Genomic DNA, 21,135 nt, shown 5'->3' on the forward strand with positions numbered 1-21,135 from the left:
CGTCAACTCGCCGGGTGGGAGGGTGGGTTGAGGCCCTCCACCCGTTCCTTGCAAAGAGGGCTCGACGCTGGACGCTTGAGCTTCGGGGCGGGCGCGGGTCAGCTGTCCTTGAGGTTTTCGACGAACGCCGACCATGCCTCCGCCCGGAACGCGAGCTTCGGGCCGAGGGGTGCCTTGGAGTCACGGACGGGGACGAGGGTGGGGTGGCCGGGGGCTACTTCGAGGCAGTCATTGCCGCCCCCGGCGCTGTAGCTGGACTTGATCCATACGACCGTGCTCAGGTCGAACTCAGGGATGTTCCTCATGGGCGTAATCCTGCGCCAACCTCTCGATCAGGGCCAGGGACCTCTCCTGTGAGAGCGCGGAGGCCACAAGGAGGTCGAATACGAACCTCATTTGGGCGACAGTGGCTGGGTCGTCATCCAGTCGCCCGGTGCGCGCCCCCTCGTAGTAGACCAGCGGAGGGGCGTCCTCGAACTCCATCAACTTGAGGGCGCCACCCATCGCTGCATGCGCTCCCGCGCTGAGCTGCAGCACCTGCACGATGACCCGGTTCCGGCGGACCAGGTTGGTGATATGGCGCAGGGCCTCCGCCATCACCGCTTGGCCGCCTGCCTCGCGGCGCAACGCGGCTTCGTCAAGCACTGTCCACAACAACGGCTTTGTTGGATGGTCGAGTAGGTGGGTCCGCGCCATCCGGCCTTCCGTCCACTCCTCGATGGCTTCTTCCGGTGCCGTCGGGTCGTACGCGCGGTTCACGGCCCGGGCGTACGCGGGCGTCTGGAGCAGTCCGGGGATGAGGAGCGGCGCGTACTGCCTGATCGCCGTGGCCTGGGTCTCGGCCTCAGCCGCCTCCGCGAAATCATCGAGGTACTTCGACTTGGCCGCCGCCTTGCAGTTCCGCTTGAAGAAGCCACCCGTCTCCAGGACTTCGTCCAGCATCGCCGCGTACTCCGGCTGCAACCGCCGCGTACCCGCCTCCAACTGTCCGATGAACGACCCGCTCACGAACAGTCGCTGGCCCAACTGCTCCTGGCTCAGTCCCTTCCGCTCGCGAACATGACGTAACTCGGCGCCCAGCAAGGCTCGCGGCGACGACGACGGGTCGAGGTCCTTCGGTCCTGGCATGGGTGCCTCCTGGTCCTACAGACGCGGTTGTTGGAGCGCCGTATCTGGCCAGGTTAGGGGTGGGGTGGCCACGCTGTGTGTAGAACTCGAACACTCAGCGTGGAGGGGTAGCCCCATGGAGACGACAGAGACGGCGGCCGAGGAGCAGCGGGCCGCCCGCAATGCCCCCGAGGCTCTGGAGCGGTTGCGAGCCGCCCTGCGGGACGCGGGAATCCGCCTTCCGTCCTTGCGGCTCGACCCGGTCTCGGCCGTGCGGGACGACCGGTTCGCCCTGGTCGACCTGGGCCGTTGCAACTTCGTCGTGGCTTCGCAGCTCGCCGACGCCCTGTGGGGACGCCGAGGGCTGGAGGAACCCGGCGAGGTGTCCGCCGCCGACCCTCTGCGGGAGCGGGTGCGCTCGCTGAACCGGGGTGCCCGGCTCTCAGACGTAGTGGGAGGCGACGGCGGGCTGGCCTGTGTAGTTGGGGCCGGCGTCGGGGTCGGCGCCGACGTAGGTGAAGGGGAGTTCGACGGTTCGGCCGCCTCGGAGAGTGAGCAGGTGACGTCGGGGGTCGTAGGCGAATCCCGCTGCTCGTAGGGCGGTCACGGCCGCCCGTCCGGCTGGCGAGCCGTCGGAGCGGCGGATCGAGTCGGGGTCGAAGTTGGCGAGGAGCAGGCCGTCCTCGGTCAGCCAGGACGCGGCCCGGGTGAGCAGGCCGAGTTGGTCGCCTACGTAGTGCAGGCCGTGGACGCAGGTGATCAGGTCGTACGTTCGGCTCGGGGTCCAGGTCGAGACGGAGGCGACGATCTCCTCCAGGACGGGCGGGGCCGGACGCGGGACGAGCGGGCCCACCAGGTCGACGGCGGTGAGGACCGTGTCGGCGGGCAGGGCGGGGGCGGCCTCCCGCAGGGCGCGGCCCTCGCCGCTGCAGAGGTCCAGCCAGGAGGGGGCGGGGCGGTGCGCCAGGTCGGACAGGAGGTCGACGCCCAGTTCTCGGGCGTAGCTGTTCACGCCGGTGAGTCCGCGTTCGCGGTTCATCGTGTTGTTCGCGACGACGGAGGACTCTTCCAGCGGGACCGGCCGGGGCTTTGGCATGCGTACATTCTCGGCTGCGGTTCGGTGCGCGTGGTCGGGATCACAGGGGGTTTCGGGGTGCGGCCGGAATGGCGCGGACGCTGGGGGAGTTGTCGTTGGCGGGCACTGTATGCATGTGCACATACCCGCTGGTCAAAGGTCCACCGGTCCACCGGTCCCCGGTCCATCGTCACGAGGAGACAGCCAACGTGAGCGTCACCCAGCCCGTCCCGTCCCGCGCCGCCGAGATCCTCTCCCGGCCGGTGTCCATCAACGGACTGACCGTCTCGAACCGCATCGCGATGGCGCCCATGACGCGCATGTTCTCGCCGGACGGCATCCCGGGCGAGGACGTCGCGTCGTACTACGCCCGCCGCGCCGCCGCCGGTGTCGGGCTCATCGTCACCGAGGGGACGACCGTCGGGCACGAGTCCGCCGGGCAGAGCGACCGGGTGCCGCGGTTCCACGGCGCGGAGCAGCTGGCGGGGTGGGCGAAGGTCGCCGAGGCCGTGCACGCGGGCGGCGGGAAGATCGTGCCGCAGCTGTGGCACATCGGGATGGTGCGCAACCAGGGTGAGCCGCCGTACGCGGACGCTCCGGCCGTCGGTCCGTCCGGACTGCGTCTGGACGGTACCGAGGGCGCCGGCAAGGCGATGACCCAGCGGGACCTGGACGACGTCATCGGCGCGTTCGCCGAGGCGGCCGCGGCCGCGGAGCGCATCGGCTTCGACGGCGTCGAGCTCCACGGCGCCCACGGCTATCTGCTCGACCAGTTCCTGTGGGCCGGCACCAACCGTCGCACCGACGCCTACGGCGGCGATCTCGTGGCCCGTACGAAGTTCGCCGCCGAGGTCGTCGCGGCCGTCCGGGAGACCGTCTCCGCCGAGTTCCCGATCATCTTCCGCTACTCGCAGTGGAAGTCGGAGGCGTACGACGCGCGGCTCGCCGAGACCCCGGAGGAGCTGGACGCCGTCCTGGCGCCGCTGGCCGCCGCCGGTGTCGACGCCTTCCACGCCTCCACCCGCCGCTACTGGCTCCCGGAGTTCGACGGCTCCGACCTCAACCTCGCGGGCTGGACGAAGAAGCTCACCGGCAAGCCCGTCATCACCGTCGGCTCGGTCGGCCTCGACGGGGACTTCCTGCGTGGGTTCGCGGGCGAGGGCGCCCCGCTCAAGAGCCTCGACGACCTCCTCGACCGCTTGGAGCGCGACGAGTTCGACATGGTGGCCGTCGGGCGGGCGCTGCTGCAGGACCCGGAGTGGGCCGCCAAGGTCCTCGACGGTCGTCTCGACGAGCTGAAGCCCTACGACGCGGCGGCGCTGAAGACTCTCAGCTGAGCCCAGCCGTCCTGGGGCCTGCCCGGCCCTTGCCCAGTCGGGCCCTGAGCTGCGGCTCGGGGCCCGCGTGCGTCCGCGTGCCTCTACGGGGGCAACTTAGCTTGCTCAACTCAATCTCAGAGGTTGCCCAGCGGCTCGATGTCGACCTTCACCGGGGTGCCCCAGATGCGCAGGACCTCGTAGTCGGTGAACTCGTGCACGAGCCGGTAGGCCATCGCGGGCCGGGAGCCGCGGCGCAGGGCGGCGATGTACAGCTCGGCCTCGCGACGGTCCCGCCTCGGCGTCCCGCACAGGTGCCACTCCTGGCCGTTCCACAGCTCCGGCAGCCAGCGCTGCTGGGGCTGCGGGCGGTCGGCGCGGGTGCCGTAACGGGAGATGGAGGGGGTCGGGGTGTACGGGGCCTGCGGGGCGGGGCCGTTGTACTCGGCGCGCCGGGCCGCCCGGCGGCGGGTCTCGCACAGCAGGCACAGGTCGGGGGCGGTCTCGTCGACCGGACCGTTCGGATGCTCGGCGCAGCGGGTGGTGGGCGTGGCGCCGACGACGCTCTCGTCCAGCAGCTCCAGGGCGCGCCGCAGATCGGCCTTGACCTCGTGCAGCCGGGCATCGGGCGTGTCGGCGCTCAGGGCCTCGCCGTGCTCCCCGAGCAGCCGGAGGGCGCGACCGAGAGCGGCGAGCTGGGCGTGGTTCATGCCCCCAAGGGTAGGGGGCGGCCACGGTTCCCCGAGGGGCGAGCGGTTCCGGGAGGGGCGAGCGGTTCCGGGAGGGGCGGGGGCCCGGGGACCGAGCCGGACCCGCTACCGCTTCAGCCCGAGGAGCAAGTCAACCATTGTCAGTCGGAGAAGGAGCGGCGGTGGGCGCGGGCGCGCGGTCGGGGATGCCGAAGACGTAGGTCGCCGCGAAGCCGACCGCGTAGCCCGTCAGTAGGCCGCCCGCGTAGATCGCCGCTGTGATGCCCAGCCCTCGGTTGCCCGCGAGGAGTGGGAACAGGGCCCAGCCGGACGGGCCGATCGCCGTCGCGCCCACCCTGTCGCCGAGCAGTGCGAAGAAGCCGACGAACGCTCCGCCGGCCGCGCCGCCCGCGCAGGCGGTGAGGAAGGGGCGGCCGAGGGGGAGGGAGACGCCGTAGACGAGGGGTTCGCCGATGCCCAGCAGTCCGGCCGGGAGCGCCGATCTGATCGTCGTCCGGATGGACGTGTCGTGGCGCAGCCGGACGTACACCGCCATCGCCGCGCCGACCTGGCCCGCGCCCGCCATCGCCAGGACGGGCAGCAGGACGGTGTAGCCCTGCTGGGCGATGAGGGTGGTGTGGAGGGGGATGAGGGCCTGGTGGAGGCCGAGCATCACCAGCGGCAGGAAGAGGCCGCCGAGGACGAGGCCGGCGAAGGGGCCCGTCGTGGCGAGCAGCCAGTTCGCGGCCGTGCCGATGGCCGAGGAGACCTCGCCGGCCGCGTACATCAGGCCGTACAGCGTGCCGAGGCCGGCGACGAGGACCGTCACGGTGGGGGTGAGGAGTACGTCGAGGGTCTGCGGGACGCGGCCGCGGCACCACTTCTCCACGCGTGTCGCCAGCAGCGCGGCGGCCAGCGCGCCGAGGACGCCGCCCTGGCCGGGGGCCAGCGTCACCCCGAACGCCGTCACCTTCGCGACTCCCGGGTGGACGACGATCGCGGCGACCGCGCCGCCCAGGATCGGTGTGCCGCCGAACTCCTTCGCCGTGTGGTGGCCGACGAAGACGGCGATCAGCGCCATGAAGCCGGAGGCGATCGCGGTCAGCGCGGGCGTGAGGCCCGGCAGCCAGCCGGCGTTGAGGAGGAGCCCGTTGACGCCGGCGAGGATCCCGCAGCCGATGAGGGCGGGAATGAGCGGCACGAAGACGGCGGCCAGCCGGCGCAGGGCGGTCTTCAGCGGGGTCGCGTTGCGCCGCCGCCGGGCCGCCCTCAACTCCTCGCCCCGCGCGATCAGTTCATCGGCGGTCGAGGGGTCGGTCGAGGGGTCGGTTGAGGGGTCGGTTGAGGGGTCGGCCGGGCGGGGGCCGAGCAGTTTCTCGAACGCGGCCGTCACCGTCGTCACCGCGCCCGGTCCGAGGACCACCTGGTACGAGGCGTCGTCCACGACGACCCCCAGCACCCCGGGCACCGCCCGCAGCGCCTCCTCGTCGGCCCGCGACGGATCGGCGAGGCCCAGCCGCAGCCGGGTCATGCAGTGGGCGACGGAGACGACGTTCGCGGGGCCGCCGACCAGCGGCAGGATCGCGGCGGCTGTGGAGGCGGCCGGAGAGGAGGCTGGGGAGGAGGCTGAGGAGGAGGAGTCGGTGCGCACTCTCCGAGCGTGCGGCTCAGCCGTTCGCGGCGGCGAGCGCCGCGCGCAGATGTCCCCCGGACTCCTCCAGAAGGCGGGCGGCCGTCGGCCCGTCCACCCCGGCCAGCAGCACCAGGATCGCGTTCTTCACCCGCCCGTCGCCGGCCGCGAGGGCCGCTTCGACCTCCCTTTCGTCCGCGCCGGTCGCCAGCGCCACGATCCGCCGCGAACGGGCGCGCAGCTTCTCGTTCGAGGCGCGGACGTCGACCATCAGGTTCCCGTACGTCTTGCCCAGCCGGATCATCGTGATCGTCGAGATCATGTTGAGGACCAGCTTCTGCGCCGTGCCCGCCTTCAGCCGGGTGGAGCCGGTGAGCAGCTCGGGCCCCACGACCACCTCGATCCGGTGCTCGGCGGCGGTGGCCAGCGCACTGCCCGCGTTGCAGGCCAGGGCGACGGTCAGCGCGCCCCGCGCCCGGGCGTAGGCGAGCGCGCCCACGGCGTACGGGGTGCGGCCGGAGGCGGAGACGCCGACCACGGTGTCGTCCGGGGTGAGGGAGAGCGCGGCGAGGTCCGCCTCGGCGAGCTCCCGGGAGTCCTCGGCCCCCTCGACGGACGTCACCATCGCCGCAGGCCCGCCCGCGATCAGCCCCACGACCTGCCCGGACCCGGTGTTGAACGTCGGCGGACACTCCGACGCGTCCAGCACCCCGAGCCGCCCGGCGGTACCCGCCCCGGCGTACACCAGCCGCCCCCCACGCCCCATCCGCTCGGCGACGGCGTCGACGACGGCGGCGATCCGCGGAAGCTGCGCGGCCACGGCCCCGGGCACGCCGGCGTCCTCGCCGTTCATGAGCCGGGCGAGATCGAGGGTGGGCAGCAGATCGATCTCGGCGAGCTCGGGACGGAAGCCTTCGGTGGTCAGTACGTCGAGTTCGGCGCGCAGATCACGTGAGTTCATCGGGCTGGCTCTTTCCGAAGCTTGGGGACGACGGCTTGGGGACGACGGCATGGGGACGACGGCATGGGGACGACAGGTCGACAGCATGGGGACGGCCTTGGGGTGCGTGGTCAAGAGTGCGCACAATAGGGGCATGGATCCCATCGACCACCCCGTCAGTCCCCTGGAACAGACGTTGCACGCCGCACGTGCTCTCGTGCTCGCCGATCTCGCCGCGGGTGAGGTCGCCGCGGCGGACGTCGTGTCGATGGTCGAGGAGTCCGTCGTGCAGCGGCGGTGGTGGGTCGAGCAGTGGCCGGACGGCGCGCAGTACGTGGCCGGGCTGGTCGCGCAGGACGTGCAGGACGCGCTGCTCGAACGCCACGGCCGCTGGCCGCTGTGCCCGGTCTGCGGCTCCGGCGACCCGCACGCCCTCGACGTCGAGCCGGAACTCGGCCCGGACCCGCACTGGGTGTGCCACAAGGCGGGCGTGAAGGTCGCGTCGGTGGGTTCGCTGGGGTCGGCCACGGGAGGCGTGTCGTCCTCGTGAGGCTCTCGTGACCGTCTACATCGACCCGCCGAACTGGCCGGGCCACGGCCGGATGTGGTCCCACCTCGTCAGCGACGTCTCGTACGCCGAACTGCAGGCGTTCGCCGACGGGCTGGGCGTCCCCCGGCGCGCCTTCGAACGCGACCACTACGACATCCCGTCCCATCGTTACGCCGAGGTGGTGGCGGCCGGTGCGGTGGAGGTGAGCAGCCGTGAGGTGATCCGGCTGCTGACGACGTCCGGTCTGCGCAGACGCAAGGGCGGCGGCCCCGCCGTCACGCCCTGAGTCGCGTGAGCTCGTACGCGTACTGGCCCTCGCCCTCCTCGCCCACGCCGTCGCCGTCGTCGCCGCCGACCCGGGCGAAGCCGACCCGTTCGAGTACGGCCCGGGAGGCGGTGTTGGCGTGCTCGACGACCGCGAACAGGCGTCGTACGTCGTCCCGCGCCAGCGCCCAGGCGGCCAGCGCGCGCAGCGCCTCCGTCGCGTAGCCGTGGCCTCGGGCGGCCTCGACCAGGTCGTAGCCGATCTCGGTGCGGCCGTCCTCGTCGGGGGCGGCGTGGAAGCCCATGCTGCCGACGGCCCGGCCGTCCTCGCGCCGTACGAGGACGTAGAGGCCGAACTCGGGTCGGTGCACGCCGTTCACATACGCCTTCACCAGCATTCCGGCGGCGTCCCGCGTGCCCTCGAACGGGCCGCCGCCGAGCCAGACGAAGCCCCCGCCGCCGCCCGCCCGCAGTCCGGCGGCGGCGGACGGGGTGACGCCTTCGAGGGTGAGCCGTGCGGCGGGGATGCGCGGGGGCGCGGGGGCGGTCATGAGGTGAGCAGCTCCAGCTCGCCCCGCAGGTTGTAGCGGGCCGTCTCCTCCCACCGCTCGCTCCCGTACGGCGTCCTGAACAGCCGGGGCAGGTCGAGGAGTTGGCGCAGGATCGCCGCCCGTCCGGCGCGGAAGGCGTCGTTGGGGACGAAGTGGTACTCCTCGCGGACGGCGGCGGTGTAGGCGGCGTACGCGGACGGCGGCGCGGCGAGGATCGCGAGGTCGGCGTCGCACAGGACCTGGCCGTCGCGGTCGTCGTCGGCCGGGTCGTGGGTGACGGTGAGCCGGACGAGCCGCGCGACCTCGGCGGTCCGCTCCCGCGACACCCCGGCCTCGGGCAGTGCGCGCTCGGCGAGCCGGGCGGAGCGCTCCTCGTTCTCGGAGCGGTCGGGCAGGTAGACGGCGTCGTGGAACCAGGCGGCCAGCCGGACGACGTCGGGGTCGTCGGCGTGCGCCTGGAGCTCGTCGACGCGGTCGAGGACGGCCGTGAGGTGCCTGAGCGTGTGATAGCGGCGCTGCGGCTCCTGCCAGCGGGCGAGGAGATCGTCGGCGTAGAGCACGGGGTCGGGACCGCCGACGGGGGACCTGGCTCTCTCCAGGGCGTGACTGAAGCGGCTGCGCAGGACGTCGAGATCGAGATCGGCCATGGCCTCATTGTCGCGCGGCAGGCCGGTCCCGGGGGGCGGGTCCGGGGGGCCGGTTCGGGGTGGGCCGGTCCGGGTGGGCCGGGGGCCGCGACGGCGTATCCTCAATTGGACTAGACCTGTAGCCGTCACGTCCGATGGCGCTCGACGAACGCCGACGAATGGGGTCCCATGAGCAAGCGTGCAGTTCTGGAGGTGATCGCCCTCGACGTCGAGGATGCGCTCGCCGCCCAGGCAGGAGGCGCGGACCGCCTCGAGCTGGTCACCGACATGGCCGCCGACGGCCTCACCCCGCCGGTCGCGGCCTTCGCCGGGATCCGGGCCGCCGTCGATCTCTCCCTGCGCGTGATGCTGCGCCTGTCCGCGGGCTTCGCGGCCGGTACCGCCGGGGACGTCGACCGCCTCGTGCGGGTCGCCCGCGAGCTGCGGGCGGCGGGCGCGGACGAGTTCGTCCTCGGGTTCCTGGACGCGGAGGGCGGGGTGGACCTGCCGGCTGTGGAAAGGGTCGTCGCCGAGCTGGACGGCTGCCGCTGGACCTTCCACCGCGCCCTCGACCACGCCGCCGACCGCGACGCCCTGCGCAAGCAGCTGGACGGCCTGCCCGGCCTGGACGCCTACCTCACGGCCGGCGCGGCGGCGGGCGTCGACACGGGCCTGTCCACCCTCCTCGCCGAAGCGTCCCGCCACGGAGAACAGGGCTACGAGCAGCACCTCCTCGTCGGCGGCGGCCTCCGCCTCGACCACGTCCCCACCCTCCGCTCGGCCGGCGTCGACGCCTTCCACATCGGCGGCGCGGCCCGCCCGAGGGGCTGGTCGGGCCCGGTGTCGGCGGACTCCGTGCGGGCGTGGCGACGGGCGGTGGACGGGGCCTGACCGGGTCCGGCCCCGCCGGGTCCGCGGTCGTCAGCGCCGGGCGCACGGTGGGTCGTAGCGCAGTTGCGGGACGCGTACGGTCTGGTCGCCGTCGCCGTCGCCGTCGCCGATGAAGAGACGGCCCCCGTCCGGGGAGAACACGACGGCGTTGGCCTAGTCGACGACCCCGGTCACGGGCAGCCCGGGTCCTGGGAGAGCTGGGGCGGCAGGGGTGCCGTGTGGGTGACGATCAGGCCCGAGACCGCTCGGGTCAGGGCCACGTAGAGGCGTCGCAGACCTGTGCGTTCGTCCGGTTCGGCGTCGACCACCGCCTGGGGTTCGTCCAGGACCACGTAGTCGTACTCCAGGCCCTTGGCCAGGGAGGCCGGGACCAGGGTGAGGCGGGTTTGCGCCGTCGTCTCCTCGCCGGGGGAGAGATGGGGGAGACCGGCCGCCGTGAGGGCTTCGGTGAGGGCCGGGATGCGGGCGTCGGCCGCGATCAGGCCCGTGGAGCCCTCGTTGCGCAGCAACTCCTCGCAGGCCGCGACGACTTCGGCGGTGCCGGAGACCGGGCGGAGATCGAAGAAGCCGGGGTTCTCGCGGACCGACGCGACCGGGGTGAGGCCCGGCGCGATGTGCGGCAGGAGGCGGGAGGCGTAGGTGATGACGTCCGTCGGGACGCGGAAACCGGCCGTCAGTTCCTCGATCACCGCGTCCGACTTCCCGAGATGGCCGAGGGCCTCCTCCCAACTCCGGGTCGCCCAGGCGGTGGTGCCCTGCGCGAGGTCGCCCAGCACCGTCGCCGAGCCCGTCGTGCAGCGGCGGCCGACCGCCCGGTACTGCATGGGGGACAGGTCCTGCGCCTCGTCCAGGACGACATGGCCGAGGGAGTGCGTGCGTTCGACGAGGTCCGTCGTCTCGTCGATCAGCACCGCGTCCGCCGCCGACCACTTGGCCGCCTTCACCGATCGCACGGGCTTCGCCCAGAGGATCGTCTTCTGCTCGTCCTCGCTGAGCACACCCTCGGCGTGCGTGGCGAGGAACTCCGCGTCGGACAGCAGCCGCAGGACGAGCTTCGCCGGGTCGACGGCCGGCCAGACCGCCTTCACGGCCGCCTTCACCGCGCTGTTGCGGGCCACGGCGTCCTGCACCCGGTCGTCCGGGGCCTCGCCCGAGCGTTCCATCTGCACCAGCACCGCATGCGCGATGCGCTGCGGGAGGGCCTCGCGGGCCGCGCCGTAGCGGATGTCCCGGTCCAGCAACTCCCGGACCATCTCCTGAAGTTCGTACGCCGGAACCCGCCAGCGCCGCGAACCGCGCACCACGACGACCGGCTCGGCCGGCATGTCGACGTGCGAGTAGACCGCCCGGCGCAGCACCTGCGCCATCCTCGCGTCGCCCTTGACGACCGCGGCCGCCGCGTCGTCCGTGCCGCGCACCTCCACATGGGCCACCAGGTCGTCGACCGTGCCCTGGCGGACCGTCAACTCGCCCAGGGCGGGCAGCACCTGCTCGATGTAGTGCAGGAAGGACCGGTTCGGCCCGATGACCAGCGTGCCCGTGCGGGCGAGCCGTTCACGGTGGGCGTAGAGGAGGTAGGCGACCCGGTGCAGACCGACGGCCGTCTTCCCGGTGCCCGGGCCTCCCTGCACACAGACCGTGCCGCCCAGCCCGCTGCGGACGATCTCGTCCTGCTCGGGCTGGATCGTGGCGACGATGTCCCGCATCGGGCCGACACGCGGCCGCTCGATCTCATGCTGGAGCAGCTTGCTGGTGGCCGCCGCCTCGGACGGGTCGGAGAGATGCTCGTCCTCGTACGCCGTGATGTCCCCGCGGGTGTAACCGAAGCGGCGGCGCAGCCCGACGTCCATCGGATCCTTCTTCGAGGCCCGGTAGAACGGCTGCGAGACCGGCGCACGCCAGTCGATGACCATCGGGTCGCCGTCATGGTCGTGCACATGCCGCCGCCCGATGTAGAACCGCTCCCCCTCCGCGCCCTCCGCCTGCTCCGCGCCCGGAGCGTGCAGGTAGTCGAGGCGGCCGAAGAACAGCGGGGTGTCGCTGAGGTCGGCGAGCGCCTTGATGCGCTCCCCGATCTGCCGCTCCAGGATCTGGGCGTTGACCCAGTTCGCGGTGACGTCGCTGATGTCGAGGGACTCGACGTCCTCGCGCATGGCGCGCAGGGCGGCACGGGAGGAGGCGAGGTGGCCGCGCTCGCGGGCCAGGGGGTCGTCGTCGTGGGCGGACGTGGACGGCGTGGACAAGGGGGTGCCTCCGGGCCGGCTGGGCGTGGGGTTGCGGGCTGCGGGATGCCGTCCGGTTTCCGTCCGGACGGCCGCGCTCCGGTTGAGGGAGGCGGGCAAGAGCGGAGATTCTAGGTGAACGGAGGAGGCGCGTGCCAACGGATTTTCCGGCCGCCCGCGAGCGCCCCCGCGCAACCCCTACGGGACGGCCCTCCACCCGTCAGGGGACGCTCCACCCCCACAGGCGTACTCAGGTAGTACGAGAACTGGGGACCTGGGACCGATGCCCCCTTTATGCCTCGGATCCCATCATGGAGACATGAGTGCAGCGACCCTCAACCCAGCCCCAGGTCGCCCGTCCGGCGCGACCCCCCTGTCCGACGTCGACGTCCACCGTCACCGTCTCGGCGACGCCCTGCGCGCCGTGAAGGTCTTCGCGCGCGCCGCCTTCGACGTGATCATCCTCGGCGAGTACGGAGCGGAAGCGGGCGTCCGCCGTAAGTGACGCCCGCTTTCAGGTGATCTGCCGTCAGCTCTCCGCCAGCAGCTCGTCCGCGTCCATGATCCGGTAGGCGTAGCCCTGTTCCGCCAGGAAGCGCTGGCGGTGGGCCGCGAAGTCCTGGTCGATGGTGTCCCGGGCGACGACGGAGTAGAAGTGGGCCTGGTGGCCGTCCGCCTTCGGGCGCAGGACGCGGCCCAGACGCTGCGCCTCCTCCTGACGGGAGCCGAAGGTGCCCGACACCTGGATCGCGACCGTCGCCTCCGGCAGGTCGATCGAGAAGTTCGCGACCTTCGAGACGACCAGCACGCTGATCTCACCCTCCCGGAACGCGTCGAAGAGCTTCTCGCGCTGGGCGTTGGAGGTCTCGCCCTTGATCACAGGGGCGTTCAGGTGCTCGCCCAGCTCGTCCAGCTGGTCGATGTACTGGCCGATGACCAGGATCTGCTGCCCGGCGAACCGGCGCACGATCGCCTCCGTGACCTTCCGCTTCGTCGCGGTCGTCGCACAGAAGCGGTACTTCTCCTCCGCCTCGGCCGTCGCATACGCCAGCCGCTCGGAGTCGGTCAGGTTGACCCGGACCTCCACACAGTCCGCGGGCGCGATGTAACCCTGCGCCTCGATCTCCTTCCACGGCGCGTCGAACCGCTTCGGCCCGATCAGCGAGAACACGTCCGACTCGCGGCCGTCCTCGCGGACCAGCGTCGCGGTCAGGCCGAGGCGGCGGCGGGCCTGGAGGTCCGCGGTGAACTTGAAGACGGGCGCCGGCAGCAGATGCACCTCGTCGTAGAGGATCAGCCCCCAGTCCCGGGAGTCGAACAGCTCCAGGTGCGGGTAGACGCCCTTCCGCCGGGTCGTCAGCACCTGGTAGGTGGCGATGGTGACGGGCCGGATCTCCTTCCGCGTCCCGCTGTACTCGCCGATCTCGTCCTCGGTCAGCGACGTCCGCTTCACCAGCTCGTGCTTCCACTGCCGGGCCGAGACCGTGTTCGTGACGAGGATGAGAGTGGTGGACTTCGCCTGGGCCATCGCCCCGGCACCGACGAGGGTCTTGCCCGCGCCGCACGGCAGGACGACGACGCCGCTCCCGCCATGCCAGAAGTTCTCCACCGCCTGCTTCTGGTAGGGCCGCAGCGCCCAGCCGTCCTCGTCCAGCTCGATCGCGTGCGCCTCGCCGTCGACGTACCCCGCGAGGTCCTCGGCCGGCCAGCCCAGCCGCAGCAGCGTCTGCTTGATCTGCCCGCGCTCGGAGGGGTGCACGACCACGGTGTCCGGGTCGATCCGGGCGCCGATCAGCGGGGCGACCCGCTTGGAGCGCAGGATCTCCTCCAGCACCGGCCGGTCGGTGGTCGTCAGCACCAGACCGTGCGCCGGGTGCTTGCTCAGCGTCAGCCGGCCGTAACGGTCCATCGTCTCGGCGATGTCCACCAGCAGCGCGTGCGGCACCGGATAGCGGCTGTACTGCACGAGCGCGTCCACGACCTGCTCGGCGTCATGCCCGGCCGCCCGCGCGTTCCACAGGCCCAGCGGGGTCACCCGGTAGGTGTGGATGTGTTCCGGCGCCCGCTCCAGCTCCGCGAACGGCGCGATGGCCCGACGGCAGTCGTCGGCCTGCTCGTGGTCGACCTCCAGGAGCAGGGTTTTGTCGGATTGGACGATTAGGCAGGACACGCATACCTCCACGGATCGGATCGTCAGCGTGACAGACACCGCACCTGCCACGGCTCGGGCCATGCCCCGTGCCCGGCGCCGAAAGAGCGTTCCGGCCGGCGCGCCGGGGATGCGCGCCGCTATCCATGGTCGCCTATCGCGTGAAACCGACGAGACGACTTCTCCAGAGCGCCGGAGAGCGGGCGTGGACCGGCCGCCGGAGTCCGGCACCATCGGGATGCGGGTGTCGAGCTACGCACCGTCGTTGCCAGCGCGCAGGGAGTGAATCATGCTCTGCAGGATCCGGAACGCGCCCGACTGCTCGGTCTCGGTCAGGCCGGCCAGCATTCTGACCTCGACGGACCGGACGGCTGCGCTCGCCTTCTCCAGGCTCCGACGGCCGCGAGGCGTGAGCCGCGCGGGAAGGGCCTTCCCGACGGGCGCTTCCGCAGGCCTGGTCACGTAGCCGTCTCGTTCCAGGGTCTGGAGCAGCACGTTCATCGACTGCCGTGTCACGAACGCGCCACGCGCGAGCTCGGAGTTCGACAAGCCCGGTCGTTGAGCCAGCAGCTCGAGGCAGGAGTAGTGCGTCACGGTCATGCCGAGCGGCTTCAGCACCTCCTCCATGGCTGCGCGCAGGGCGCTCGAAGCCTCTTTCAGCAGGTAGCCCAGTGATTTGTCCAGGTCGATGCCGGCACCGTTTTGACTCATGTCAGGATTCTGACATACCTTGGTCCGTGTCAGGAATCTGACACGAAGAGAAGGAGCATCATCATGCCCGCCACCGGCCCCGACTTCATCTCGCTCCAGGCGCGCGACCTCGACGCTTCTCGGGCGTTCTACGAGCAGTACCTCGGCCTCGTCCGTTCGCCGGCCGGACCTCCGCACGCCGTCGTCTTCGAGACGAAGCCGATCGCCTTCGCACTGCGCGACGTCGTTCCCGGTACCGACCTCGCATCTGTTGCCCAGCCCGGCATCGGTGCCGCGATCTGGCTCCACGCCACCGACGTCCAGGCCATCCACGACGCTCTCGTCGCCGACGGCCACACCATCGTCTCCGCACCGATCGACGGCCCCTTCGGCCGGACCTTCACCTTCGCCGACCCCGACGGCTACCAGGTCACGCTCCACGACCGCACCTGACAACCAGGACATCGAACAGGTTGCGGCGTATGGCAGGGAAGCCATCGAACTGGCCTGATCCCTACGGGGCCGGGTACGTGACGCCGTGGGATGACACCCCGCAGTGGGAGCGCGAGGCGGCGGGTTCCGTCTACGAGCAGGTCCGTCACTTCGTCGAGATCAGCGGCGGCACCACGGCACGGCTGTCCCGCGAGCAGAAGAGCCGCTTCGTCGCGACGTGTTGGACGGCCCAGATGTTCAAGCACTTCGAGGACCCGAAGCCGGGATACGTGGCCGACTGGCCCGACCTCCCGTCATGGCAGCAGGAGACGGACGCGGACATCTTCGAAGCAATCGAGAAGAACGCGAGCTGAGGGCAGCGCTCAGCTGACAATGCCGGCGTCTTCCGGAGACTTTCAAGCCACCGCACCCCGCGCTGACCCCGCGCCGACCCCCCGCTGACCCCGCGCAACCCTGCACCCCGGTCGGGTGTCTGACCAGGGGAGCAGCGCGGTCGGCGCGATGCGGTGAGGAGTTCACGGGATGTCGGTCCTGTCGTTCCGCAGGGGGGCGGTCGGCGCGGGCGCCGCGGCGGTACTGGCCGCCACGGGCAGCTGGGTGCTGTGGCCGGCGGACGTCGACGAGGGGCTGTGGGCCGAGGTGCGGCCGGTGATCGAGGCCCGGATCGTGGCGGAGTCAGGGCACAGCGGCTTCGGCGCGACGCTGCCCGCGCTCGACGCCCGCTGGTTCTGCCGGGCCGAGCCGCTCGAACTGGAGCAGCACGCGGGCGACGTCCGCGCGGGCGTCAACACCCTGTGCATCGAGTACGGCGTCCAGGACGGCAGCCTCGTGGCGTGCGGCGCCGGACAGCACCCGCAAGTGGTGCGGCTCCAGCGGGACGGCTCGGCCGACGGCGGCTACCGGGTCGTCTCCCGGGAGGAGCCGCCGGACGGCGCGGGGTACGGACGGTGGACGCACGCCCACTTCGGCGTCTACGTCAGGCCCTCGCTCCGGGAGCCGATGTCCTCCGCCGCCCTGGAGACCGAGGCCCGTACCCACTTCGGCCTGCCCGCGGACGCCTCCGTCGGGGAGTGCTGAACACCGCAGGAGTCGGCCTTCACACGCTCTGGTCGTCCGCCAGCTCCGCCACGCCCGTGATCCGGTGCAGCGGATAGGTGCGGACCTCGTCCGCCGTGTGGTCGTACGCCGTCACGAAGCCGCCCTCCACCCGGACCGGGGCGATGACGCGCTGGCTGGCGGTGCCCTCGGCGTTGACGTAGCCGATCCACAGGGCCTCGCCGGTGAGGACGGCGGCCTGCATGGTGGCGAGGGTCTCGGCGGAACCGGTGCGGGGGAGTTCGCCGGGGGCGAGCGGGACGGCGTCCTGCGTCTCCGTCGGCTTGCGCGGAGCCGTGGCCGCCAGGTCGCCGGCCCGGATCGCGCGGATCGCCGCCGTGAGCAGCGTGGCGTCGGGAACCGGCGGCCCGTCCGGCACCGGCTCGGGAGCCGTGCGGGGCGGAGTGCGACGGGCGTGCGCGCGGGTGATCAGGACGTCGCCCTCGGCGGACTCCGCGGCCGGCGCGAAACCCATCGCGCGCAGCCCGTCGAGGAGGGTCGCCGGGTCGGCCTGCGCCGCCAGCACCGTGGGAGCCAGCCTGCGCAGCCGCAGGGCGGCGGCACGCTTGTCGGCGAGGATCTCGTTCAGCATGGCGTCGTCGTCGCAGCGCACATACGCCGAAGCCGCGCCCACCCGCAGATGGCCGTGCCGGCGCGCCACATCGTCGATCAGGTACGCCAACGGCTGCGGCACCGGCGTACGCGCATGCTCGGCGAGGAAAGCGTGCAGGTCGGAGGCGCTGCGGCCGGCGTCCAGGGCGCGGCGCACGGAGCCGGGCGTGAAGCGGTAGACGGTCGCGCCGCCCTTGGACTCGACATCCGCGAGCACGTTCAGCACGGCCGCGAGCGGCCGCCGCAGCGGGCCGGGTGCGACCGCGGTCAGATCCGCCTGGAGCAGGACGTGATCCAGGGGCTCGGGGAGCAGCGGGGCCAGCAGCCGGGCGGCGGACGCGGCCGCGACGGCCTGCTCGGGCGGCGAGAGGGGGGCCTGGGCGTGGGCGGCCGGGTGGCGATGGTGGGCGGGCAGCTTGTCCCCGGGACCGGCGGCCGCAGCCTCGTGCGTGCCGTCATGAGGGTGGTCAGGAGAACGGTCATGAGCGGTGGCGGACGGCTTCGTCGCGGCCTGTGCGCCCAGCAGGGTCCGACCGTGCGCCGACAGCGCGCCCCGCCCGGTCACGCCCAGCATCTCGGCCTCCGTCAGGGTCCAGCGGGCGAGCCGGGAGCGCAGGTCCTCGTCACCGGCCCGAGAACCCTGAGAACTCTGCGGGCCCTGAGAACCCTGTTGACCCTGCGGGCCGCGCAGGGGGCGTTCCCAGCGCAGGCGGGCCAGCAGCGTCCCCGCGTCGGGCGTGGTGCCCTCGGGCAGTGCCGCCAGCAGCGCCAGCACCCGGTGACGCACCTCGGGCGCGGCCGACCGGTCCAGACCCGGCCCCAGCGCCGACAGCGCCCGCTCCTTGAGATCCCGGCCGCCGACCACCCCGGAGGTCCGGGTCGCCGCCAGCCACGCCTGCGCCAGCTGCGCCCACCGCTCGGCGGGCGGCCGCTCCAGCCACTCGTCGTACTCCGGCGTCGCCGCATACCGCTCGTCCGCCTCGCCGTCGGAGGCGAGCAGTCCGGCCGCATACGCCAGCTCCACCCAGAACGCGGCCACCGGCTCGGACACGTCCAGCGCGACCGCCGTCCGCTTGAGGTCGCGCACGCTCAGCCCGCCGGCCCGCAGCACCGCGGGACCGCCCTCGTCCCAGTCCTTCAACAACTCCTCGACCGTCGCGAGCGCCGTGTACGCCTGCCCGGCCGCCGTCGCGTCCACAACCTGTGGAGGATGCACCGCACCCGCCTCCACGACCGGCGGCACCGGTTCCGGCACGCGATGAGCCCGCCCGCCGCGCAGATGCAGGGCGACCTCACGAGGCAGGACGACCGTGCCGGGCGCCGTCGGCAGCAGCAGCCCCCGGTCCAGCAGCCAGCGCAGCCGTACCGCCGGATCATGCGTGACCTGCCCGTACGGCGGCCCCCACACCAACCGCTCCAGCACCTCGAGGGAGCCGGCGGGCGCCTCGGCGAGCAGCGCCGCCATCTTCCTGCGATGCCCGAAGAGGGCGGTGAGCGCGGCGACCGCGGACACCGAGTCATGCGTGGACGGCAGCCCGGCCGCCGCCACGATCTCCTGGATCCGGCCCGGCGACATGCCCGCCGTGGCCTCCCGCACACTCGGCCCGAGCCCCGTCGGCGACGGGTGCTGCGGGGACGGCGCGAGGAGCTCACGGGCGGTGCGCACGAGGTGGAGGCGATCGTCGGCCCCCCACACCAGGGCCTGCTCGCGCAGCGCCGCCAGGGCGCCGGGAAGCGCGTCGGCGACGACCGGGTCGCGGGCGTCCCCCGCCATCAGCCCGAGCAGCTCCTCGTACGACGCCGGGTCGTCGGCCACGGCCAGCGCCTCCGCGCTCTGCAGAGCGAACCGGTCGAGCCGCTCCAGCGCGCGCACGACCGAGGCCCGGGTGCCGGCCCGGGTGGCGAGCTGGGTGAGGTCGGTGGGGACCGGGGTGATGAGGTCGGGTCGGGCGCGCAGGAGCGCGGCCAGGGAAGCGTCGTCCCGGGCGCGGAGCGCTGCCGCCAGGGAGCGGGGGGCCGGCTGGTCCTCGGTGCTCATCTTGCCCACGGTAGCGGTTGCCGTCCCCCGGGGGGCTGCGCCCGCGGACCCCCGCTCCGGCCCGGCGCCGGTGAACAGAAGCGGTAGCTTCTTCCCGTGGGGATCGAGAGCGACCAAGTCGTCTACGAGTATCTGAGCCGGGTCGGGGACGTCGCACAGCAGCGGCAGTTGTCGTCGGCCACCCGGATGCGGCTCGTCTCCGAGCTGCGCAACGAGATCGACCGGCGCCGGGCGAAGGCCACCGTCGACTCGCCCGCCGCCGTCCGCCGCATCATCGACCGCCTCGGCAGCCCCGACGACCTCGTCGCCGCCGCGGCAGACGGCGGAGCCGGCGCTCCGCAGACCCCGACGCCCTCCGTGCCCGTCCAACGGGACCGCGAGGAGCGGCCGGAGCGGCCGGGGCGGCCGAAGGGGATCCGGCGGGGCGTGCCACGCCCCCGGCCCGGCTCGCCGCCGCCCGCCGCACCCGCCGACGTCCCGCCCCCGCCGCTGAAGGACAGCCGGGAGACGCCCGACTGGTGGCTGGACGAGCCCACCCCGCTCGGCCTCAGCGACGAGGTGCCGGGCTTCGTCGGCGGCGTGGAGATCCCCGACCTGCTCAAGCCGCCGAGACCCAAGGCCGACGAGGACGAGTACGAGGACGATGCCGACGACGAGATCCTCGTCGCAGGCGAGGAAGCGGAGACGGCGGAGGCGGCGGAGGACGAGGGCGCCGGCCCCCGCCGGCGCCGTCGGATCCGGCTGCGCCGGGCCTCCTCCTCCGATGCGCAGGGACGTCGCTGGAGCAACCCGCTGCTCCTCCTCGCCGCCGCGTCTCTCGTCGCCGGCGCGGTGCTCGGCAACTGGTTCGCGCTGATCCTGGGCTGGGCCATCGCCTATGCCTCGCGGCGACTGACCGAGCGGGAGACGAAGCTGGCGGTCATCTGGCTGCCGGGGCTCTCGGTCACCGCCGGTGTGGTCTGGCTGTGGGGGCGGTCCGACGGGCGCTGGGGCGAGCCCATCGCCGAGGGACAGATGAACGACGCCATCGCCCAGACCTGGCCCTGGGTGATCCGGGGCGCGGCCGTGGCCTCGGCGCTGTTCCTGGTCTGGCGCTCGCAGAAACAGAAGTAGGAACGAAACAGAAGTAGGAACCGAACAGAAGTAGGAACCGAGAACAGGACGGTTGAGGCCCCTGGGCAGAATGGCCGCATGACCTCACCCGTGCTCACCGTCGGCTTCGACCTCGACATGACCCTGATCGACTCCCGGCCCGGCATCCGCGCCACCTACCTGGCACTCGCCGAGCGGACGGGCACGTACATCGACGCCGATCTCGTGGTCACCCGGCTCGGTCCGCCGCCGGAGACGGAGCTGGCCCACTGGTACCCGGCGGAGCAGGTGGCGGCCGTCGCCGACGTCTACCGCTCGCTGTACCCCGAGCACGGGGTCACCGGAGCGACCGCGCTGCCCGGCGCCCGGGAGGCGATCGCGGCCGTGCAGGCGGCCGGCGGGCGGGCGATCGTCGTCACCGCCAAGCACCAGCCCAACGCGAAGCTGCAGGTGGAGTATCTGCGGCTGGGCCCCGACGCGGTGATCGGCGACCTGTGGGCCGAGCGGAAGGCGGTGGCGCTGCGCGAGCACGGCGCACGCGTCTATGTCGGCGACCACGTGGGCGACGTCCGCGGCGCGCACGCCGCCGGGGCGCTCTCGGTCGCCGTGCCGACCGGCCCGATCGGCGCGGAGGAACTGCGGGCGGCCGGTGCGGATGTCGTGCTCACCGACCTGACCGAATTCCCCGCCTGGCTCTCCGCCCACCTGGGCGACCAGGACAGGCCCTAACGCCCCGTGCCCCGCGCCTGACGGCGGCCGGCCGCGACCGACTGGAGAACGCCCGCGGCGGCGATCAGGAAGCCGACGCCCATGAGCATGCTCAATCCGAACATGTATGTCGGAAAAGGCGTCGTGCCGAGGAACAGCGGGACGACCGTGACGAGTGTGGCCACGGCGCCGACGAAGAACACGATGGCGCCGGCACGGATCAGTCGGTCACCGGGAGCGGCGGAATTCGTTTGGGTTTTGTCACGCACCGGACCAGGGTAGTTCCCAGCCCTGAGGAACAACCGGGGGACGTCTTGTCACCGGACGCAAGACCATTAGCCTTGGGTATTCAGCGGAATTGGGCGGGCTGACGTCCCGATAGCAGAAAGGTGCCGTTGACCTGCGAGGATGCGAGTGTCTAGATCGTATCCGTGGCA

22 protein-coding genes and 1 pseudogene are annotated in these 21,135 nt (G+C 72.5%); 10 read left to right on the forward strand and 13 right to left on the reverse strand.

The annotated features are described in order from the left end of the window. Nucleotides 1-98: 98 nt before the first annotated feature. From ACZ5SK_RS38070 to ACZ5SK_RS38080, 3 genes are all read right to left on the reverse strand, one after another. A complete protein-coding gene (locus ACZ5SK_RS38070; RefSeq protein ID WP_334578960.1) occupies nt 99-305 on the reverse strand; it encodes a DUF397 domain-containing protein in 207 nt (68 codons plus the stop codon). After that, nucleotides 289-1,128: a helix-turn-helix domain-containing protein gene (locus ACZ5SK_RS38075; protein WP_334578961.1), complete on the reverse strand. Its 840-nt coding sequence runs from the start codon at nt 1,126-1,128 to the stop codon at nt 289-291. The genes ACZ5SK_RS38070 and ACZ5SK_RS38075 overlap by 17 nt, the downstream gene beginning before the upstream one ends. A 421-nt stretch (nt 1,129-1,549) precedes the next feature. Continuing rightward, the gene (locus ACZ5SK_RS38080; protein WP_334578962.1) at nt 1,550-2,203 is read right to left on the reverse strand and encodes a class I SAM-dependent methyltransferase; all 654 of its coding nucleotides are present in this window, start codon (nt 2,201-2,203) and stop codon (nt 1,550-1,552) included. Between the two features lie 188 nt (nt 2,204-2,391). Between ACZ5SK_RS38080 and ACZ5SK_RS38085 the strand changes: the two genes are divergently transcribed. Further along, nucleotides 2,392-3,519, forward strand: coding sequence for an NADH:flavin oxidoreductase (locus ACZ5SK_RS38085; protein WP_334578963.1), 1,128 nt, complete (start codon nt 2,392-2,394; stop codon nt 3,517-3,519). A gap of 116 nt (nt 3,520-3,635) precedes the next feature. On the opposite strand, the gene ACZ5SK_RS38090 is transcribed toward ACZ5SK_RS38085, so the two are convergent. The 3 genes from ACZ5SK_RS38090 to murQ form a co-directional block, all read right to left on the reverse strand. After that, nucleotides 3,636-4,208 carry a hypothetical protein gene (locus tag ACZ5SK_RS38090; protein ID WP_334578964.1) on the reverse strand — a complete coding sequence of 191 codons (573 nt, stop codon included), beginning with the start codon at nt 4,206-4,208 and terminating at the stop codon, nt 3,636-3,638. Nucleotides 4,209-4,338: 130 nt separating this feature from the next. Continuing rightward, complete coding sequence (locus tag ACZ5SK_RS38095) at nt 4,339-5,838, reverse strand: PTS transporter subunit EIIC (protein ID WP_468577159.1); 1,500 nt, start codon at nt 5,836-5,838, stop codon at nt 4,339-4,341. A 16-nt stretch (nt 5,839-5,854) separates the two neighbouring features. After that, nucleotides 5,855-6,778 carry an N-acetylmuramic acid 6-phosphate etherase gene (murQ, locus tag ACZ5SK_RS38100; protein WP_468158161.1) on the reverse strand — a complete coding sequence of 308 codons (924 nt, stop codon included), beginning with the start codon at nt 6,776-6,778 and terminating at the stop codon, nt 5,855-5,857. A 133-nt stretch (nt 6,779-6,911) separates the two neighbouring features. On the opposite strand from murQ, the gene ACZ5SK_RS38105 reads away from it, so the two are divergent. Together ACZ5SK_RS38105 and ACZ5SK_RS38110 are read left to right on the forward strand one after the other, a co-directional pair. Beyond that, a complete protein-coding gene (locus ACZ5SK_RS38105; RefSeq protein WP_334578967.1) occupies nt 6,912-7,307 on the forward strand; it encodes a hypothetical protein in 396 nt (131 codons plus the stop codon). Between the two features lie 7 nt (nt 7,308-7,314). Then, nucleotides 7,315-7,593 (forward strand): DUF4031 domain-containing protein, encoded by a 279-nt coding sequence (locus ACZ5SK_RS38110; protein ID WP_079661507.1) that lies wholly within the window; start codon nt 7,315-7,317, stop codon nt 7,591-7,593. Here ACZ5SK_RS38110 and ACZ5SK_RS38115 read toward each other — a convergent pair. Then, nucleotides 7,583-8,098 (reverse strand): annotated as a pseudogene (locus tag ACZ5SK_RS38115) (GNAT family N-acetyltransferase); the annotation flags it as partial. The gene ACZ5SK_RS38110 and the pseudogene ACZ5SK_RS38115 overlap by 11 nt on opposite strands. 20 nt (nt 8,099-8,118) lie before the next feature. Beyond that, nucleotides 8,119-8,769: an HD domain-containing protein gene (locus ACZ5SK_RS38120; RefSeq protein WP_334578968.1), complete on the reverse strand. Its 651-nt coding sequence runs from the start codon at nt 8,767-8,769 to the stop codon at nt 8,119-8,121. Nucleotides 8,770-8,937: 168 nt separating this feature from the next. Here ACZ5SK_RS38120 and ACZ5SK_RS38125 point away from each other — a divergent pair, with 168 nt between their 5' ends. After that, the gene (locus ACZ5SK_RS38125; protein WP_334578969.1) at nt 8,938-9,639 is read left to right on the forward strand and encodes a copper homeostasis protein CutC; all 702 of its coding nucleotides are present in this window, start codon (nt 8,938-8,940) and stop codon (nt 9,637-9,639) included. Between the two features lie 170 nt (nt 9,640-9,809). Here the strand turns inward: ACZ5SK_RS38125 and ACZ5SK_RS38130 are convergent, their stop codons facing one another. Beyond that, a complete protein-coding gene (locus tag ACZ5SK_RS38130) occupies nt 9,810-11,882 on the reverse strand; it encodes a HelD family protein (RefSeq protein ID WP_468158165.1) in 2,073 nt (690 codons plus the stop codon). Between the two features lie 298 nt (nt 11,883-12,180). Between ACZ5SK_RS38130 and ACZ5SK_RS38135 the strand changes: the two genes are divergently transcribed. Beyond that, entirely contained in the window at nt 12,181-12,366 is a 186-nt protein-coding gene (locus tag ACZ5SK_RS38135; protein ID WP_361702212.1) for a hypothetical protein, read from the forward strand. A gap of 24 nt (nt 12,367-12,390) precedes the next feature. On the opposite strand, the gene ACZ5SK_RS38140 is transcribed toward ACZ5SK_RS38135, so the two are convergent. Together ACZ5SK_RS38140 and ACZ5SK_RS38145 are read right to left on the reverse strand one after the other, a co-directional pair. Beyond that, complete coding sequence (locus tag ACZ5SK_RS38140; protein WP_334578971.1) at nt 12,391-14,031, reverse strand: DNA repair helicase XPB; 1,641 nt, start codon at nt 14,029-14,031, stop codon at nt 12,391-12,393. A gap of 231 nt (nt 14,032-14,262) precedes the next feature. Beyond that, nucleotides 14,263-14,721 carry a MarR family winged helix-turn-helix transcriptional regulator gene (locus ACZ5SK_RS38145; RefSeq protein WP_468577162.1) on the reverse strand — a complete coding sequence of 153 codons (459 nt, stop codon included), beginning with the start codon at nt 14,719-14,721 and terminating at the stop codon, nt 14,263-14,265. 63 nt (nt 14,722-14,784) lie between these two features. Between ACZ5SK_RS38145 and ACZ5SK_RS38150 the strand changes: the two genes are divergently transcribed. From ACZ5SK_RS38150 to ACZ5SK_RS38160, 3 genes are all read left to right on the forward strand, one after another. Beyond that, the gene (locus ACZ5SK_RS38150; protein WP_334578973.1) at nt 14,785-15,153 is read left to right on the forward strand and encodes a VOC family protein; all 369 of its coding nucleotides are present in this window, start codon (nt 14,785-14,787) and stop codon (nt 15,151-15,153) included. A 29-nt stretch (nt 15,154-15,182) separates the two neighbouring features. Continuing rightward, nucleotides 15,183-15,506 carry a hypothetical protein gene (locus ACZ5SK_RS38155; protein WP_334578974.1) on the forward strand — a complete coding sequence of 108 codons (324 nt, stop codon included), beginning with the start codon at nt 15,183-15,185 and terminating at the stop codon, nt 15,504-15,506. A gap of 169 nt (nt 15,507-15,675) precedes the next feature. Beyond that, nucleotides 15,676-16,230, forward strand: a complete 555-nt coding sequence (locus tag ACZ5SK_RS38160) for a hypothetical protein (RefSeq protein WP_334578975.1) — start codon at nt 15,676-15,678, stop codon at nt 16,228-16,230. Nucleotides 16,231-16,249: 19 nt separating this feature from the next. Here the strand turns inward: ACZ5SK_RS38160 and ACZ5SK_RS38165 are convergent, their stop codons facing one another. After that, nucleotides 16,250-18,898, reverse strand: a complete 2,649-nt coding sequence (locus ACZ5SK_RS38165) for a helicase C-terminal domain-containing protein (protein ID WP_334578976.1) — start codon at nt 18,896-18,898, stop codon at nt 16,250-16,252. A 96-nt stretch (nt 18,899-18,994) separates the two neighbouring features. On the opposite strand from ACZ5SK_RS38165, the gene ACZ5SK_RS38170 reads away from it, so the two are divergent. Both ACZ5SK_RS38170 and ACZ5SK_RS38175 read left to right on the forward strand, forming a co-directional pair. Then, complete coding sequence (locus ACZ5SK_RS38170) at nt 18,995-20,011, forward strand: hypothetical protein (RefSeq protein WP_468158167.1); 1,017 nt, start codon at nt 18,995-18,997, stop codon at nt 20,009-20,011. Nucleotides 20,012-20,089: 78 nt separating this feature from the next. Then, the gene (locus ACZ5SK_RS38175) at nt 20,090-20,719 is read left to right on the forward strand and encodes an HAD family hydrolase (RefSeq protein ID WP_334578978.1); all 630 of its coding nucleotides are present in this window, start codon (nt 20,090-20,092) and stop codon (nt 20,717-20,719) included. On the opposite strand, the gene ACZ5SK_RS38180 is transcribed toward ACZ5SK_RS38175, so the two are convergent. Continuing rightward, nucleotides 20,716-20,967, reverse strand: a complete 252-nt coding sequence (locus ACZ5SK_RS38180; protein ID WP_334578979.1) for a hypothetical protein — start codon at nt 20,965-20,967, stop codon at nt 20,716-20,718. The two genes, ACZ5SK_RS38175 and ACZ5SK_RS38180, sit on opposite strands and share 4 nt — an antisense overlap. Between the last annotated feature and the right edge of the window lie 168 nt (nt 20,968-21,135).

Source organism: Streptomyces sp. NPDC031474 (assembly GCF_055581185.1).